The sequence below is a fragment of the Georgenia deserti genome (assembly GCF_042680605.1).
In the GTDB taxonomy this organism is placed as follows: Bacteria; Actinomycetota; Actinomycetes; order Actinomycetales; family Actinomycetaceae; genus Allobogoriella; species Allobogoriella deserti.
On the sequence record NZ_JBHUEE010000004.1, the window covers coordinates 17,103 to 33,733 of the forward strand.

General features: G+C 72.2%; 16 protein-coding genes. 8 read left to right on the forward strand and 8 right to left on the reverse strand.

Translation table 11 applies throughout. The features are described from left to right. The first annotated feature begins 8 nt into the window (after positions 1-8). Positions 9-1,148 carry a 23S rRNA (uracil(747)-C(5))-methyltransferase RlmC gene (gene rlmC / locus ACFSE6_RS08530; RefSeq protein ID WP_388005057.1) on the forward strand — a complete coding sequence of 380 codons (1,140 nt, stop codon included), beginning with the start codon at positions 9-11 and terminating at the stop codon, positions 1,146-1,148. Here the strand turns inward: rlmC and ACFSE6_RS08535 are convergent. The 6 genes from ACFSE6_RS08535 to ACFSE6_RS08560 are packed head-to-tail and all read right to left on the reverse strand — an operon-like array spanning position 1,145 to position 8,589. Beyond that, entirely contained in the window at positions 1,145-2,377 is a 1,233-nt protein-coding gene (locus ACFSE6_RS08535; RefSeq protein WP_388005060.1) for an MFS transporter, read from the reverse strand. The two genes, rlmC and ACFSE6_RS08535, sit on opposite strands and share 4 nt — an antisense overlap. Before the next feature lie 47 nt (positions 2,378-2,424). Continuing rightward, entirely contained in the window at positions 2,425-3,012 is a 588-nt protein-coding gene (locus tag ACFSE6_RS08540) for a helix-turn-helix domain-containing protein (protein WP_388005063.1), read from the reverse strand. A 49-nt stretch (positions 3,013-3,061) separates the two neighbouring features. After that, the gene (locus ACFSE6_RS08545; RefSeq protein WP_388005066.1) at positions 3,062-3,991 is read right to left on the reverse strand and encodes a nucleoside hydrolase; all 930 of its coding nucleotides are present in this window, start codon (positions 3,989-3,991) and stop codon (positions 3,062-3,064) included. Positions 3,992-4,003: 12 nt separating this feature from the next. Then, positions 4,004-6,367 carry a transglutaminase TgpA family protein gene (locus ACFSE6_RS08550; protein WP_388005069.1) on the reverse strand — a complete coding sequence of 788 codons (2,364 nt, stop codon included), beginning with the start codon at positions 6,365-6,367 and terminating at the stop codon, positions 4,004-4,006. Then, positions 6,364-7,617, reverse strand: a complete 1,254-nt coding sequence (locus ACFSE6_RS08555; RefSeq protein ID WP_388005072.1) for a DUF58 domain-containing protein — start codon at positions 7,615-7,617, stop codon at positions 6,364-6,366. Before ACFSE6_RS08555 ends, ACFSE6_RS08550 begins: the two co-directional genes overlap by 4 nt. 3 nt (positions 7,618-7,620) lie before the next feature. Next, positions 7,621-8,589 carry an AAA family ATPase gene (locus ACFSE6_RS08560; protein ID WP_388005075.1) on the reverse strand — a complete coding sequence of 323 codons (969 nt, stop codon included), beginning with the start codon at positions 8,587-8,589 and terminating at the stop codon, positions 7,621-7,623. A gap of 121 nt (positions 8,590-8,710) precedes the next feature. Between ACFSE6_RS08560 and lhgO the strand changes: the two genes are divergently transcribed. Continuing rightward, the gene (lhgO, locus tag ACFSE6_RS08565; RefSeq protein WP_388005078.1) at positions 8,711-9,895 is read left to right on the forward strand and encodes an L-2-hydroxyglutarate oxidase; all 1,185 of its coding nucleotides are present in this window, start codon (positions 8,711-8,713) and stop codon (positions 9,893-9,895) included. An 8-nt stretch (positions 9,896-9,903) separates the two neighbouring features. On the opposite strand, the gene ACFSE6_RS08570 is transcribed toward lhgO, so the two are convergent. Continuing rightward, positions 9,904-10,512: a DUF6328 family protein gene (locus ACFSE6_RS08570; protein WP_388005081.1), complete on the reverse strand. Its 609-nt coding sequence runs from the start codon at positions 10,510-10,512 to the stop codon at positions 9,904-9,906. 205 nt (positions 10,513-10,717) lie between these two features. On the opposite strand from ACFSE6_RS08570, the gene ACFSE6_RS08575 reads away from it, so the two are divergent. Next, a complete protein-coding gene (locus tag ACFSE6_RS08575) occupies positions 10,718-11,986 on the forward strand; it encodes a DUF2510 domain-containing protein (protein WP_388005084.1) in 1,269 nt (422 codons plus the stop codon). Positions 11,987-12,023: 37 nt separating this feature from the next. Further along, on the forward strand, positions 12,024-12,773 hold the full coding sequence (locus ACFSE6_RS08580; protein WP_388005087.1) for a ribonuclease H family protein: 750 nt from the start codon (positions 12,024-12,026) through the stop codon (positions 12,771-12,773). Between the two features lie 68 nt (positions 12,774-12,841). On the opposite strand, the gene ACFSE6_RS08585 is transcribed toward ACFSE6_RS08580, so the two are convergent. Further along, positions 12,842-13,831 carry an LLM class F420-dependent oxidoreductase gene (locus ACFSE6_RS08585; protein WP_388005941.1) on the reverse strand — a complete coding sequence of 330 codons (990 nt, stop codon included), beginning with the start codon at positions 13,829-13,831 and terminating at the stop codon, positions 12,842-12,844. 87 nt (positions 13,832-13,918) lie between these two features. On the opposite strand from ACFSE6_RS08585, the gene ACFSE6_RS08590 reads away from it, so the two are divergent. From ACFSE6_RS08590 to ACFSE6_RS08605, 4 genes are read left to right on the forward strand one after another with little or no spacing between them, the layout of a single operon-like run. Then, the gene (locus ACFSE6_RS08590) at positions 13,919-14,527 is read left to right on the forward strand and encodes a CDP-alcohol phosphatidyltransferase family protein (protein ID WP_388005090.1); all 609 of its coding nucleotides are present in this window, start codon (positions 13,919-13,921) and stop codon (positions 14,525-14,527) included. Further along, positions 14,524-15,438: a DUF881 domain-containing protein gene (locus ACFSE6_RS08595; protein ID WP_388005093.1), complete on the forward strand. Its 915-nt coding sequence runs from the start codon at positions 14,524-14,526 to the stop codon at positions 15,436-15,438. Before ACFSE6_RS08590 ends, ACFSE6_RS08595 begins: the two co-directional genes overlap by 4 nt. Then, positions 15,438-15,770, forward strand: coding sequence for a small basic family protein (locus tag ACFSE6_RS08600; protein WP_388005096.1), 333 nt, complete (start codon positions 15,438-15,440; stop codon positions 15,768-15,770). Before ACFSE6_RS08595 ends, ACFSE6_RS08600 begins: the two co-directional genes overlap by 1 nt. Position 15,771: 1 nt before the next feature. After that, positions 15,772-16,548 carry a DUF881 domain-containing protein gene (locus ACFSE6_RS08605; RefSeq protein ID WP_388005099.1) on the forward strand — a complete coding sequence of 259 codons (777 nt, stop codon included), beginning with the start codon at positions 15,772-15,774 and terminating at the stop codon, positions 16,546-16,548. Positions 16,549-16,631: the final 83 nt, after the last annotated feature.

The window sequence follows — 16,631 nt, forward strand, 5'->3', positions numbered from 1 at the left end:
GGTGCGTCGTGCAGTGTGCCTATTTCGACGCCGCCGCATGCCGCTCGTGCACCTTGATGGGCATGGCCTACGCGGAGCAGCTCGCCGAGAAGCAGCGGCACTGCGCCGACCTGCTCGCCGGGCACGACGTGGAGTGGCTCGCGCCCGTGGCCGGCCCCGAGACCGGCTACCGCAACAAGGCCAAGATGGTGGTCGGCGGCAGCGTCGATGCCCCGACTCTGGGAATCCTCGACGCGGACGGTCGAGGAGTCGACCTGCGTGAGTGCGGGGTCACCGGTGACGCGGTGCGTACGGCGATGCCGACGTTGGCGGCGTTCATCAGCCGGGCCATGCTCACGCCCTACGACGTCCCGGCACGACGCGGGGAACTGAAGTATCTCCTCGTCACCGAATCGGCGACCGGAGAGCTCATGCTGCGGTTCGTGCTGCGTACGGACGAGGCCGTGCCGCGGATCCGCAAGCACCTGGCCTGGCTGCACTCCCAGCTCCCTCAGCTCGCGGTCGTCACGGCGAACCTGCAGCCCGAGCACAAGGCGGTCCTCGAGGGCGCGTGCGAGATCGAGTTGACGGAGTCCGTCAGCATGCGCATGCCGGCAGGCGATCTCACACTGCGCCTCCTGCCGCAGAGCTTCTTCCAGACGAACACCTCCGTGGCCACGGCCCTATACCGCCAGGCTCGCACCTGGATCGAGGAACTGGCGCCCCGGACGGTGTGGGACCTCTACTGCGGTGTCGGCGGGTTCGCGCTGCACGCCGCCGGGCCCGGGCGCCAGGTCACCGGCGTCGAGGTGAGCCCCGCCGCCGTCGATGGCGCGGAGGCCGCCCGAGATGAGGCCGGGATCAGCGGCGTCGAGTTCCTGGTCGGGGACGCGACCGAGTTCGCCGAGTCTGCCGCGACCGCCCCGGACGCCGTGATCGTCAACCCGCCCCGGCGGGGCATCGGGCCGCGACTGGGCGCGTGGCTCGAGGCCTCCTCGGCGCGGCACCTGGTCTACTCCAGTTGCCAGGCCTCCACTCTCGCGAAGGATCTCGCGGCGATGCCGTCCTGGCGGGTGCGGCGGGCACGCGTGCTGGACATGTTCCCCCAGACCCGGCACTACGAGGTCATCACGCTGCTGGAGCGGACCGCCCCGTCCACGGGCCGCTAGATCCGCACCGTCTCGGGCTCCGCCGCCCGGAGCTCGCGTTCACGGCGCAGCGCTGGGCGGAGGAACCACATGCCCCCGACGCTCACCGCGCCACCGAGCACCATCGCGAGTTGGGTGGACGTCGCGTCGGCCGCCCAACCCAACACCGGGGATGCCACGGCGTAGGCCGCGAACGCGCACATGGACGCCATGGACAGCACTGTCGCGCGAGTGGCGGAGCTCGACTCGCGGTGCAGCAGGGCGTGCACCAGCGGCCCGCCGGCGCCGTGCCAGCCGTAGGTGATGAGGTAGACGGCCACGAGGGCTCCTGGGCCGGCCACCAGCCCCATCCAGACACAGCCGAGACCGTGACAGACGCGCGCCACCATCGCCGCCCGGGCGACCCCGATGCGCCGCGCCATGATGCCGCCGAGAGCCGCGCCGCCGGCGAAGACCGCCCACCCGACCGAGGCGACCGGTCCCATGAGTGCGCCCGCCTCGTGTTCGCTGCCGAGGATCTCGGCAAGGCGTATCGGCTGGAAGGACTCCATGACCACCATGGCCACGGACCCACACGCCTCCAGGGCGAGGAGGCTGCCCAATACGCGGTTCCCTCCGGCCAACCGCAGACCGTGGACGGCGGTCTGTGGCGCCTGGCGGGCTGCGGCCGCGGCGTCCCGCAGGCGGGAGCGGTCCTGGGCCGTCGCCCTGGCAGGCTCGCGCAGGAGCACCGCGACGGCGACCAGGTGGCCCGCCGCGAGCACGGCGTACACCACGAACGGCAACGTCATGGACGACCACGCCTGAACCGGGTGCCACCACACCAGGCCACCGGAGACGAGCGCGCCCGTGGCCATGGATCCCCCGAGCACGGCGCCCTGGTGAGCGAGGGTCCGGTCGACGTCGGCGCCGGGGGAGGTGGCGTGCACGGTGTCGACGAACCAGGCCTCCAGCGGGCCGGAGTCGAGCGCCCGGAACACGCCCATGGCGGCGGCCGCCACCATGAAGATCACGACCGAGTCGGCCACGACGTACAGCGCGACAGCCAGGACCTGCGCAGCGGCCGCAGCGAGGAGGACCGGGCGTCGACCGAGAGCGTCCGCGAAGCCGCCGGTGGGCAGTTCGAGGGCGAAGACGACGGCGCCGGTGACCGAGGCGAGGGTCAGGGTCTCGGTCACTGTCAGCCCGCGATCGATCGGCAGCAGCGTCACGGCCGCCACGACGAGGCCGACCGGGAACCATCGGCTCACCGTCAGACCTAGGTAGACCCGGCGGGCGGCGCCGGGGGAGAAGGGGGTCATCGGTCGCCCGCGGCGCGGGGGACATCGTCGGGCTCGACGGGGAAGGCGAAGCGCCAGACGTGGATCCGACGCGCGTTCGGATCGCCCGTGCCGGCTCTGGCGTATCGTTCGAGCACCGCGGCGAGCTCGGCCTGCATGTCGGCCATCTGTTCCGGGGTGACCTCGACCCAGGTGTCGGACATGCCCGTCGCGTCCTGCCACTCGGCGGGCCACGACTCCTCGACATCAAGCCAATGCGCGTACGCGGTGTCGAACTGACGGTGGTAGTCACGGACGAGCCAGCCGACCGCGGTGCGTGCGTCCTCGTCGGCACTGAAGGTCGAGGGCGTCCAGCCGTGGCTCTCGGTCGCGGCCCGCCAGAGGCGCTCTTTGCCACGCCCGCCGCCGGTGTCCTCCACCAAGCCGACCGACTCCAGACGGCGCAGGTGGTAGCTCGTCGCTCCGGTGTTGGTGGACAGGTGCCCAGCCAGCGCCGTGGCAGATGCGGGCCCACCTTGACGGAGAGCAGTCAGCAGCCGGGAACGGAGCGGATGCGCCAGGACCTTGACGGCGTCCGGGGTGAGGTCGAGATGCGAGTCGGGCATGCGTGCACACTAACCGTGCACAGATACTGTGCACAAGAGTTATGCACGATCACCCGGACCCAGTGAGCACCTCGAGATACCGCCGGGTCAGGACGCCGGCGTCGACGGCGGTCGCGACGCGGACCGGTGACCACGGCTCACGGGCGGCGAACTCGTGCCGCGAGGAACGCCGGTCCGCCAGGGTCATCCCGCGTGTGGGACCGGGGCGGGTGTCGACCATCACCGGCATCTCGGTGTAGGTCACACCGCCGACGTCGAGACTCGTCACCAGCCCGGCGTCGCCGAGGTAGGGCCGTCCGGAGAAGGCGTCCTGGCCACGCCGATCCAGCAGCTCGCCCGCGAGGGAGGCGGCGACGTCGTCATCCGCGCGGAGGGCAGTGATCGCGGACTCGGGAACGACGGGATCGTAGAACACGTCGAGTCCGTAGGCGGTGACCGGCCAGGCTGCGCCGAGCACCACCGCGGCGGCGTGCGGGTCGACCCAGTGGTTGAACTCGGCGGTGGCGGTGATGTTGCCGGCGCCGAGGCTGCCGCCCATGACCCGGATCTCGGCGACCTGCTCGGCCACGTCGGGGCGGGTCCGCAGCAGGAGCGCCAGGTTGGTCAGCGGTCCGAGTGCGACGACGGTGACCTCGCCGGGCGCCCCGGTGATCGCCTCGTGCAACACCTCGACGGCGTGGCGTCGGTCGACCGCGATCGGTCGCCCGGGTGGGGCGATCCCGAGGAGCCCGTCGTCACCGTGGACGCTGACGATGTCCGGCGAATCGACCACGAGCGGCCGGTCTGCCCCGGCCGCCACAGGGACGTATGCGCCGAGAGCGCCGGCCAGCGCCACGGTGTTCCGGACCACGTGCGAGAGGGCGACATTGCCGGCGACGCACGTCAGCGCGCGTACGTGCAGGTCCGGGCTGCGGAGCGCGTACAGCACCGCGAGCGCATCGTCCACGCCCGTGTCGACGTCGAGGATCACCTCACGCATGCCCGACCCTTGTCACACCTGTCCCGTCCCGGCACGTCCCCGGGGATGTCGCACCGCCGCGACGATACGCTCCGGCATCGAGCGAAGCTGTTCCCGGCCGCTGGCCGGCCAGAGCAGCACACCGAGTCGACGGCGTCTCGGTAGGCGGCTGCGGGCCTGCTCGAGGATCACCCGCACGTCGGCGGCCACGGCGCGCGTCCCGGGCCCGTCGTCAGCCGCGCCGGCGGCGTAGCGGGCGCGTTCGAGGCGGGCGACCATCCGGTCCAGGGCCGCCGCAGCGGCACCGGTCAACTCGGCGTCGCGCCGGTAGCGGTCAGCGGCGCGGCGGGGCGTCGCTCCGACCGGTGCGCGGACACCCAGATCGGCCAGACCGGCGACGAGGGCCTGCCAGTACCCCTCGACCCGGCTCGCGGGATCCTCGGCGCGACGCAGCGCCGACTCGCGACGCCACCGTCCCGCCGCCGGCACCACGAGGAGCAGGGCGGCCAACGCGAGCAGGCCGAGCACGACCGGTGCAGCGACTCGTCCGACGTCGCTCGAGGTGGGCGGGGAGGACTCGTTCGGCTCGCTCGTCGCGGCGGTGGTCTCCTCCTGTGTCGGCCGTTCGGGCTCCTCCACGGGAGTCGGATCCGCCGTCGACGGGGCGTCGGGCAGGTCGGCCGCGCTGAGGTAGACCGGTGCAGTGCCGGACCGCGCGGCCGGCGTGGGCTCGAAACGCGTCCAGCCGAGCCCGTTGATGTACAACTCGGGCCAGGCGTGCGCGTCCGAGGCGACGACGGTGTACGACCCGTCGACCTGTCGTTCGCCGGGGAGGAAGCCGAGCGCGAGCCGCGCCGGGATGCCCGCGGCGCGGGACATCATGACCATGGCGGTGGCGAAGTGGGTGCAGTAGCCCACCTGTGTGGTGAGGAAATGGGTGATCGGGTCGGCCTGGGGATCGGTGCGTTCGCCGTCCTCCTCGCCGTCCTCCAGCGGTGCGGGATCGGCGAGGGTGAGCGAGTAGGTGAATCGGGGGCCACGGAGGTAGGACTGGATTTCGCGGGCGAGTCGGAGCTGATTGTCGGCGGCCCCGGGGCGGGCCGTGTCGAGGACCTCGGCGAGCGCCTCGGAGACGATGCCGGCGGAGGCGTCGTCGACGTCGAGCAGGTCCGGGTCGAGCGAGCGCTCGGGCCCGCCGGCGCCGATCCCCGCTGGCAGGCGCCCGGTCACCTCGGTGAACGTGACGGAGTAGCTCTCCGGGCGCCGATCCACCCGCACGGTTCCGGTCCGCGGGTCCTCCTGCCAGGGAATGTCGCCCAGATCCAGGCTCGACCTGGGGTAGGGCAACGCGACCTGGGGCGCGGAGAGCTCGTTGGCGACGACCGTGAGTTCGTGGTCTGTCCGCTCCACGTCCTCACGGTCGACCACCTCGGGTGGGAGATCGTCGGGCTCGCCCTCCTCATCGTCCTCGACCGGGCGCCATCGCCCGTCCTCGTACCGGTGCGAGGCCAGGACGCGCAGGGGCGCGGTGCCCTCGTCGGCGGCGCGGTACTCCAGGACGGGCCGTCGGCTGCGGTCGGTGAGATCGGCAGCGAGGTCGAAACTCTCGGTGAACTGGACCGCGGAGTCCCCGCCCGGGCCGTTGCCGAGGCCGCGGACCAGGGTCCGGGGCTGCAGGTGCGGGACGGCGCCGGCGACCACGACCGCTGCGACGACGCCGACCGCACCGAGCGTCAGCGCCCATCGGCGGTGGCCGCGGCCGGGCCGCTTCACCGGCTCGCTCGCCACGGCGAGCGGGCGGCCGTGCCGCCGGGAGGACCAGGCGCGCATCGTGAGATAGGACTGGCGAGCCAGGAGCAGCAGCCAGGCGCCGGCTGCGGCGACGAAGTAGCGCGCGGAGAGCGGTTCACCGGTCCCGGAGGCGGAGACCACGAGAGCGATCATCAGGGGCAGGCCGGCCGCGGCCGGTGAGCGGACGGAGACGGCGAGCGCGTCGACCGCCCAGCCCAGCAGCACCATGGCGGTGGCGACGATGAACGACAGCCCCGCCGTCTCGGTCACGGGCACCGCCTCGTGCCGGATGGTGGCGGCGCCGGACTCGACGAGGTCTGCGGCAGCGCGTGCGGCGTCGAGCAGCGGAAGGCCGTAGGCGAGGTGACCGGGGACGAAGATCCACGCCAGCATCCACCAGGCGGCGAGCAGCTGGACGACGAGGACGACGGCCGGGGGGACACGCGCGCCCCGCGCCACGGCTCCGGTGACGGCGACGGCGAGCAGCCCGGCGAGCATGGCCGAGCCCCATGCGGTCCCCGCGACGAGCGCGCGCACGGGCCAGCTGACGACGACGGTGGCGAGCAGCGCGAGCAGCGCGTCCAGCCACAGACCGCGACGGATCATGCTCCGCCCCGGGTGAGAGCGACCGTCCGGGACGACTCGATGGCGGTCACGTCCCGCCACGCGACGCCGACCGGGCAGTCCCCGGCGACGACGCGAGTGCGCCAGCCGGCCGTGAGGGCCATCTCGGCGACCTCGGACGCGGCGCCGCCGGCGGTGTGACCGGTGCCGCCGGCAGCGGCGCGGTCGAGCACGAGCATGATCCCGGCGGTGTCACCGCGGCGGGAACGGACGAGTGGACGCAGCTCGTCGCCGTCGTACGCACCGACGACGGCGACGAGGACATCGCCGTCGACTGGCCGGGTCGCTCGGGTGACCGCGTCGAGGTCACGGGCCTCGGGCAGCGCCAGAGCCAGCGACCTCAGGACCTCAGGCAGGGCCATCGCCGATCCGGCGCGTTCGCTGCGCACCGTCTCGGTCGTCACCAGGTGGAGGGTGTAGCCGCGATGGTCGAGGTCGACCGCCACGGACGCGAGTAGGCTGCAGGCCCAGTCGAACGAGCCGTCGGCACCACCGTGGCGGGCCAACCGCCGCGAGTCCAGGATGAGAACGGCGCGCCGCTGGGCGGGCTGGTCCTCCTGGCGGACCATGAGTTGGGCCCGGTGGGCCGTGGCGGGCCAGTGGATACGCCGCAGTTCGTCACCCTGCTGGTAGGCGCGGGTGCTCACATCGTCCTCCCCATGCCTGGCGACCTGGTGGGGCACCGGCCAGTCGCCGGCACCGCCGTGGCGGCGCACCCGGGACTCGCTGAGCCGCACGATGTGGGGCAGGACCACGACCTCACCGCTCGGTCCGACCGTGCGAACGGCCCGGGCGAGCCCGAACGGGTCGGTCACGGTGATGCGCAACGGGCCGGGCCGGTACACCCCTCGGGCACCGCCGCCGATCTCGTACGCCGCGCGGCGGACATCGCCGGGCTCGGTGCGGGGCAGCAGGAACCGCGCCGGGCCGCCGAGGGCGTCGTCGAGGCTCTCCTCGGCGAGGTGCTGGCGCAGCGTGCGGCGGCCGATGTTGCGCAGGTCGAGGACCACCTGGCCCGTCTCGCCCTGGCGCAACTGCTGCGGTCGCGCCGTCCGCCTGACCTCCAGCCGCGGGCGGGCCCGCCAGACCGAGGCGACGGCGAGGAGGGGGAGGAGCACGAGCAGGGCGCCGACGCGGGTCACGTCCGGGAACCCGAGCAGGGCGGCCCCGGCGACGAGGACGACGCCGAGGACGAGGAAGGTCCGGCCGCGACCGGTGAGGCGGACCCGCACGGTCTAACCCGGGACCCGGACCGAGTCGAGGATCGTGGCGAGCACCTCGGCGGGCGTACTCCCGGACAGTTCGGCGTCGCCGGAGAGGATCACCCGGTGCGCCAGGACCGGGGTGAGCAGTTGCTGGACGTCGTCGGGCAGGACGTGGTCGCGGCCGGCGAGCGCGGCATGGGCTCGGGCGGCGCGCAGCAGTTGCAGTCCCGCCCGGGGTGAGGCGCCGAGCCGCAGATGGGGCGAGGAGCGGGTCGCGGTGACCAGGTCGACGACGTACTGGCGCAGGGCGGGGGAGGCGTACAGCGACTCGACACCGCGCACGAGCCGGGTCACGGCCGCCGCGTCGGTCACCGCGACCAGGTCGTCCAGCGGTGGGCGGCCACCGTGGTTGGCGAGCATGCGTAACTCGGCCGACGGATCCGGGTATCCCATGGAGATCCGGGCCATGAAACGGTCCCGCTGGGCCTCGGGGAGCGGATACGTGCCCTCCATCTCGAAGGGGTTCTGCGTGGCCATCACCAGGAACGGGTCGGGCAGCGGGTACGTACGGCCGTCGACGGTGACCTGTCGCTCTTCCATCGCCTCGAGCAGGGCGGACTGCGTCTTCGGAGAGGCACGGTTGATCTCGTCCCCGACCACGACGTTGGCGAAGACGGCGCCGCGCCGGAACTCGAACGCGTGCGTGTCCTGGTTGAAGACGCTTACGCCGGTGATGTCCGAGGGGAGCAGATCGGGGGTGAACTGGATGCGGTGGACCGTCGCGTCGACGGTGCGCGCCAAGGTCTTGGCGAGCATCGTCTTGCCCACACCGGGCACGTCCTCGATGAGCAGGTGCCCGCCCGCGAGCAGCACGGTCAGTGCCGTGCGCACGACGTCGTCCTTGCCTTCGATGACGGCGGTCATGGCCCGTTCGATCTCGGCCGTGACGTGGTGCAGCTCGTCGAGTCCGATCCCGGGGTCCACCACCACGCGTTCCATGCTCCGATCGTGCCGCATCTTCAGCCCGTGCGTGTCCTGGACGGGAGATCGCCCCGACTCCTCGGTCCGTGCGGGAGAATAGTCGTGGCGAGGCGAATCGCCGTGGCGAGCAAGGAGGACGATGAGCGGCACGGTGGTAGTCGTCGGCGGCGGGCTGGTGGGGCTCGCCGTCGCCCATGCGCTGGTCGGCCGGGGCCGCGAGGTCGTCGTGGTGGAGAAGGAGCCCGACTGGGCACGGCATCAGTCGGGCCACAACTCCGGCGTCATCCACAGCGGCCTGTACTACCGGCCGGGCAGCCTCAAGGCACGGCTGGCCACCGAGGCCGCCCGGACGTTGCCCGAGGTGTGCGCGGAGTGGGGCGTGACGGCACGCCGGACGGGCAAGCTCGTCGTCGCCACACGCACGGAGGAACTCCCGCGACTGCACGCACTGCACGAGCGGGGACTGGCCAACGGCGTGCCGGTCGACCTGCTGAGTCCGGCAGCGGCACGCGAGATCGAACCGCACGTCGCGTGCGTGGCGGCGTTGCACGTTCACTCGACTGGGGTGTGCGACTTCCCGGGCCTGGCCCGGGCCCTGGCCGAGCGTCTGGCCGCCGCGGGCGCCGAGCTGCGGACATCCGAACGGGTCACGGCTCTGGACCGCGGCCACGGACGGGTCCGGGTCGTGACCGACCGAGGCGAGATCAGCGCGACCCACGCCGTCGTGTGCGCCGGACTACAGGCAGACGCGTTCCTCGCACCGGCCGCTCGGCGCCAGGTGCGGATCGTCCCCTTCCGTGGCGAGTACTGGACGTTGCGTCGCCCGGACCTCGTCCGCGGGCTGGTCTACCCGGTGCCGGACCCGACCATGCCGTTTCTCGGCGTGCACCTGACGCGCGGGTGGGACGGCGAGGTGCACGTGGGTCCGAACGCCGTGCTCGCCCTCGCCCGGGAAGGCTACCGGCGGCGAGACGTCGATCCGCGCGAGGCGGCGGACGCGCTCGGGTTCGCCGGCCTGTGGCGTCTGGGTCGGCGCTACGCGGTGACCGGGGCGCAGGAGGCGTGGCGTTCGTTGGTGCCGCCCGCGTTCCTGCGCACGGTCCGGCGGATGCTTGCCGAGGTGAGCGCCGAGGATCTGCAGCGACGGCCGGCCGGTGTGCGTGCACAGGCGGTGCTGCGCGACGGTTCGCCCGCGGACGACTTCGTGGTCCGCGGCGGCCCACTGGTCACCCATGTGGTGAACGCGCCGTCGCCGGGTGCGACGGCATGCCTGCAGATCGGCGCGCACGTCGCCGAGCGCCTTCTCGCCCGCGCGGCGCTCTGACGGTCGGGTCAGGTCACGCCTGCCGCTCGGGCACCGTCCTCGCCCTCGTCCTCCTCGGCCTGCTCGTCTTCCTCACCGTCACGGTTCGTGCTTCCGGTCCTGCGGTAGAGGAGCGGTAGGACGATCCAGGCGACCGCGACCAGCGCGAACACCCCTCCGGCGACGGCCACGGCCACCCCGCGGTCGAGTACGACGTCGAAGACGAGGAGGACGGTGCCGACGACCACCAGGCCGAGGCAGATGAGGCCGGCCATGGCGAGGCGATGTCCAGTCCGGACGAGCTCGGACTTCAACCGGCGCTGGAAAAGGAAGCGGTGCAGGCTGACCGGAGCGACCACGAGCATGGTCGTGGTCGCCGCGAGGACCACCAGGGTGAGGTAGATCCCGACCTGGACGTCGTCGAGGTCGGCGAAACGCGGTTGGAAGGGCAAGGTCAGCAAGAACCCGGTCAGCAACTGCACGCCGGTCTGGGTGACCCGCAGTTCCTGCAGGAGCTCGACGAAGTTCCGGTCCGCCCGCTCGTCCGGCGTCTCTCGACGGCCGCGGGCGAGCGGCATACCGGTATGGGCCTGTCCTGCCGGGCCGCTGCCGCCGGTCGTGCGCTGAGGCTCGCTCACGGCGCCATGGTGGCACCCCGCGCGCGGTTCGTCGCGCTCCCGCCGGGCGCCGCTCGTCCCGGCGCACGCGCGATGAGACAGGCGCCACCGTGGACAATCCTGAGCGCGGGCGGCTTCGGACGCTATCCTCCTGGCGACGAATTGCCGGTTGGGGCGTCCGCGTCGATGGCCGGTACGTGACGTAGACGCAAGGCTGAGAGAACTCATGACTTCGATGCCACCCGCCGGTTGGTACCCGGACCCCGAGAACGAAGGCGCCACCCGCTGGTGGGACGGCTCCCAGTGGGGGCCGGCGCAGCAGGCGGCGCCGGAACAGGACGGTCCCTCCGGCGCGTCCTCGGCCGACTCGGACGCCGACGTCCCCGGCCAGGTGCCCGGCACCGGGTACGACCCGGGTGAGTACAACCCCGCCGGCACCGGATACGACCCCGGTGAGTACGGCCCCGCGAGCACCGCGCACGACACCACCAACCCGTACGCCTCGCTGCAGGGCCAGGACTCGTACCAGGGCCAGCAGCCAGGCGCCGGATGGGCCGGCCCGACGGGCTCGCAGGCTCAGGGCGCCGGCGACGCCTACGGCACGTACGGCTCGTACGACGCGTCCGGCAACGCGGCGAACCCGTGGACCCAGTCCGCTCCCAAGAGCAGGACGGGTCTGTTCGTCGGGCTCGGTGCGGGCGCGCTGGTCGTCGTCGTCGCGCTCGTCTTCCTCGTCGTCAACCTGCTCAGCCCCAGCGACGGAGGAGGTGGTGGCGGCGGTGGCACCGCCGAGCCGACCGGTGACCCGGCGACGCCGACCGAGACACCCTCGAGCTACCCGGCGAGCTTCGAGCTCGAGGTGCCGGAGGACGGTGAGGCCCGGCAGGACTTCGTCATCGAGGAGCCCGGCGACTACGACATCAGCGTCGATGCGACCAACGGCGAGGACCCGGTGGCCACCCTCGAAGGGCAGGGCGGTGAGGTCGCCCGGGACGACGACGGCGGTGACAGGTACAACTCGCTCATCTCCGAGTCCCTCGAGCCGGGAACGTTCACCCTGGTCGTGACCGAGTTCGGCGGCGACGCCCTCAGGGTCCGGGTGACCATCGAGCAGACCGGCTCCTCGTCCGCGGACCCCAACTCGGCGGACCCGTCGGAGGAGCCCTCCGAGGAGCCGTCGGACGGCCCGACCGGCCAAGGCTCGGGCACCGTCGTCGACGAGTTCGAAGCCGACGTGCCGGCCGACGGCGAGTTCACCCAGGAGATCGTCATCGAGGAAGGTGGGGCCTACGAGATCAGTGTGGTCGCCACCAACGGCGCCGACCCGGTGCTGGACCTGGAGTCGGAGGACGGGGAGACCTGGAACGACGACGACGGCGGCGAGGGATTCAACTCCCTGCTCGAGGCGCCACTGACCCCGGGCACGTACACGCTCACCATCACGGAGTTCCACGGCGACGCCCTCACGGCCGACGTGACCGTCACGCAGCGCTGACCACCCCGGTCGGCACCGAGCACGAGGAGCGTCGCGCGTGGCAGCACGAACGAGGACCTGGTCGACCCAGACCGAGCTGGGCAAACTGTTCGGCCTCACGGCCCGCGAAGTCGGCACGCACCTGACTGCGCTCGGGCTCAAGGCCGGGCCGCGCGCCACGGAGCGCGCCGTCACCGAGGATCTCGCCGCCGAGCGGACCTTACGGGACGGCACCCCCTTCTTCGTCTGGCACACCGAACGGGTGCGTGACCTGCTCGCCTCGCGCGGTCTGCAGCCACGGACGGAGCACGCGGGTGGCGGGGAGTCGCCGGCGCGGCAGGACCCTCCGCCGCGCGCGACCGACGGCTACGACCGGGTCATCGCCACCGACGGCTCGGCCCTCGGCAACCCGGGTCCGACCGGCTGGGCCTGGGTGGACCAACGCAGCGCGGAGACCGGCTCCGGCGGTCTCGCGCACGGGACCAACAACATCGGCGAGCTCATCGCGGTCCGGGAGGCGTTGCGCCACGCCGGGCCCGAGGGCGACCTGCTGATCCGCGCGGACTCGCAGTACGTCATCAACGTCGTCACCTCCTGGGCGCCCGGCTGGCGGCGACGGGGCTGGCGCAAGGGTGACGGAAAGGCGCCGGAGAACCTCGAGCTGGTCAAGGAGATCCTCGACCTCGTCGAGTCACGCACGGGCCGGACCGACTTCGAATGGGTCCGGGGCCACGCGGGGGACGAGCACAACGAACGGGCCGACGAGCTCGCCGTCGCCGCGGCCCAGGCGGTGCGCACGGCCGGGTGACGCGCACCGCCGGGTGACGCGCACCGCCCGAGCCGCGCACGCGGGCGCCGAGGGCGCCCTGACGCGGGTCAGCGCAGCGCCGGGATGACCTCGCGCTCGAACAGTTCGATCTGCTCGGTCGAGTAGGCGGCGTCGGCGAAGTAGAAGATCCCGTAACTCATGCCCTGATCGCGCACCGCGCTGAGCTTCTCGACGATCTGCTCGGGGGTGCCGTGCGCGGGCATGTCGCGGTAGCCGGCGATCTGCCGCTGGACCTCGTCCTCGTCGAGGTACCGCCCGAGGCGGTCCGCGTGCGCGCGCTCACGCTCGCGCAGTTCGGCCTCGTCCGCACCGATCATCACGTTGTAGTTCGAGCTGCGCACGATGGCGTCGAAGTCGGTGCCGACGTCGCGGCAGTGCTCACGGAGCACCTCGCTCTTGTGGGCGAACCCTTCTGGCGTGCCGTCGAAGTTCGTGTACTGCCCGTACCGGGCGGCGATGCGCAGGGTGACCTTCTCACCACCACCGGCGATCCACAGCGGCAACCCTCCCGGCTGGACGGGCCGGGGCTGGCAGATGGCGCCGTCGACCTGGTAGTGCTCGCCGTCGAACGTCGCGACGCCGTCGGTCCAGGCCTGCTTGAAGATCTGCACGCCCTCCTCGAGCATTTTCAGCCGGACCCCGGCACGGGGGAACCCGTACCCGTAAGCACGCCACTCGTGCTCGTACCAACCGCCGCCGATCCCCATCTCCACACGACCCCCACTGATGTGGTCGGCGGTCGCGGCGACCTTCGCCAGGTACATCGGGTTGCGGTAGGCCATGCAGGTACACATCTGGCCGAGGCGCACGCGGTCGGTGACGGCCCCCAGCCCGGCCATCAGGGACCAGGCCTCGTGGGTCGCCTCCTCCGAGGGACGTGGTGTGGTGTGGAAGTGGTCGTAGACCCAGACCGACTCCCAGAGCTCACCGGCGTCCGCGCGTCGAGCTAGCGAGGACATGGTCGCCCAGTGCTGTGACTCGTCGATCCCGACGAGGTCGAAGCGCCAACCTTGGGGAATGAACATTCCGAATCGCATCGATGCCATGCGTCGGAGTCTATGGGCCGGTCCGCACCGGCACGGAAGTCCCGCGAGATCACCAGGGCGGACAACTACGCTGGTCCGGTGGGAACCGAGACCTCGCAGGCCGATCCGACCGGCCGCGCCGGCGAACCGGTCGAACGCGTCTGGACCGTGCCTAACGTCATCTCGGGCCTGCGTCTGCTGCTCGTGCCGGTTTTCGGTGCGCTGGTCTTCACCCACCAGGACCTCGCGGCGCTGGTCGTCCTGGTGGTCGCCGGAGTCAGCGACTGGGTCGACGGCGTCATCGCCCGGACGTTCGACCAGACCTCCCGGCTCGGTCAGCTCCTCGACCCGGCGGCCGACCGGCTCTACATCTTCGTCACCCTCGTCGGCCTGGCCTGGCGGGAGTTCCTCCCGTGGTGGCTGGTACTGGTGATCGTCGCGCGGGATCTGCTGCTGGCGTCCCTGTTCCCACTGCTCCGGCGCCACGGGTACGGCCCGTTGCCCGTCCACCTCGCCGGCAAAGCCGGCACCTTCGCGCTCATGTACGCCTTCCCCCTGCTGCTCCTCGCCGGCATGCCCGGGACGGTCGGCACCCTCGCCTGGACGTTCGGCTGGGCCTGTGCGCTGTGGGGTGTCGGGTTGTACTGGTTCGCCGCGTTCGTCTACGTCGAGCAGGTGGCTCGGATCGTGCGGGCGGACCGGGCATGAGCACTCCGGAGCCGGACCGCCCCGGGCGCGAGCGACGGCCGGACGCGTCGATGTCGCTGCTGCGGGAACTGCTGGAGAACCCGCTCGACGGCGGCTACCGCGCCGTCGCGGCGCGGCGGCAGGGGCCACGGCCGGTGCCGTGGTGGCAGCGGGTGCTCGTCGTCGTCGGCTGTGTCGCCATCGGCCTGGGCAGCGTCTGGGCCGCTCGCGAGCTGCGCGCCCCGGCGAGCGGGCTGCTACCGGCCCGGACCCTGCTCGTCGAGCAGATCGACGAGCGGACCACCGAGGGCGACGCCCTGAGCACCCAGAACGCCCGCTACCAGGCGGAGATCGAGGCCCTGGAGCAGGCCGGCTTGGAACTGGTCGACGAGGACCTCGCCGCGCAGCTGGAACGCCTTGCCGTCCCCTCGGGCAGCGTCGGGGTGGCCGGGGAAGGGCTGGTCATCGAACTCCAGGACTCGGCGGCCGCCCAGCAGGGCGCTCCCGGAAGCGAGGAGGAACGGGTCACCGACGTCGATCTGCAGGTGGTGGTCAACGCGTTGTGGGCCTCCGGCGCGGAGGCCATCGCGATCAACGGACGCCGACTCGGATCCACGACGGCCATCCGCCGCGCGGGCGAGGCGATCCTGGTGAACCTCGATCCCGTCGTCTCCCCCTACCGGGTGCAGGCGATCGGCGACCCGAACCGACTGCAGACCGAACTCACCAGGACCCCGGCCGCGACACACCTGGATGTCCTGGAGAGCACGTACAACATCTCCGTGGCCATGTCGACGGAGGAGTCCATGAGAATGAGCGCGCTGACCGGCGTGGCGCCGCGTTACGCCGAACCGTTGGGCGGCCGGGGCTCCGGTGTGCCACCCTCGGGTTCCGACGACGGTCCGGACGACCGGGACGAGGGGGTGGGCTAGTGCTCGCGGTGCTCGGGCTGCTGGTCGGGATCGTCCTGGGCGTCGTCCTGGACCCCACCGTCCCGGCGTTGCTGCAGCCGTACCTGCCGATCGCCGTCGTCGCGGCGCTTGACGCCCTCTTCGGTGGCCTGCGCGCCAGGCTCGACGGCGTGTTCGACGACCGCGTGTTCGTGGTGTCGTTTATCTTCAACGTCCTCATCGCCGCTTTCCTCGTTTTCCTGGGCGACCAGCTCGGTGTGGGCACGCAGCTGTCCACCGCCGTCATCGTCGTCCTGGGGATCCGCATCTTCTCGAACGCCGCGGCGATCCGGCGTCAGATCTTCCGGGCCTGAGATGACCGACAAGCACGACACCACGTCCGAGGCCGGCCCACGTCCGCGCCGCACGTGGCGCGTCGTGCGCTCGCTGCTGGTCGGCCGGCCCACGATGGTGCACCTGCTCGTCGGTCTGCTGTGCGTCGGCCTGGGCTTCGCCGTCGTGGCTCAGGTCCGCCAGACGCAGGACGACGTGCTGTCCGGGATGCGGCAGGACGATCTCGTGCGCCTGCTCGACGAGCTCACCCGCCGCAACGACGAACTCACCGCGGAACAGGAACAGCTGCAGCAGGACCTGTCCGACCTGCGCTCGTCCGCCACCTCCCACGACGCCGCCCGCGAGGCCGCGGAACTGCGGGCCACCACGCGAGGCATCCTCGCCGGGACGTTGCCGGTGCACGGCCCCGGCATCACGCTGAGCATCGAGGACCCGGGCCAGGACGTCAGTGCGCAGGTGCTCGTCACCATCCTCGAGGAGCTGCGCAACGCCGGCGCGGAGGCGGTCTCCCTCTCCGGCCGGCGGCTGACCGCCACGAGCTGGATCCTCGACGCTCCTGGCGGCGGGGTCATCGTCGACGGGGCGACGGTAACCCCGCCGTACCGCTGGGTGGCCATCGGGGAACCGGAGACCATGGCAGTTGCGCTGAACATCCCCGGTGGCGCCACCGCGGCGGTCCGAAACGCGGGGGCAACTCCGACGTTGAGCGAGGTGGACGACGTGCAGATCACGGCCGTCCGGCAGGTCGAGGAGGCGGAGGTGGCTCGCCCGGTTCCGTCCGGCGGCGGGGACGGATAATCTCGTCGGGGTGTCCGGTACCCGGCTTCACGGACGGGGATGACCGGGCAACCTCCACGACCTCTATTGTTGGTCTGAACGGC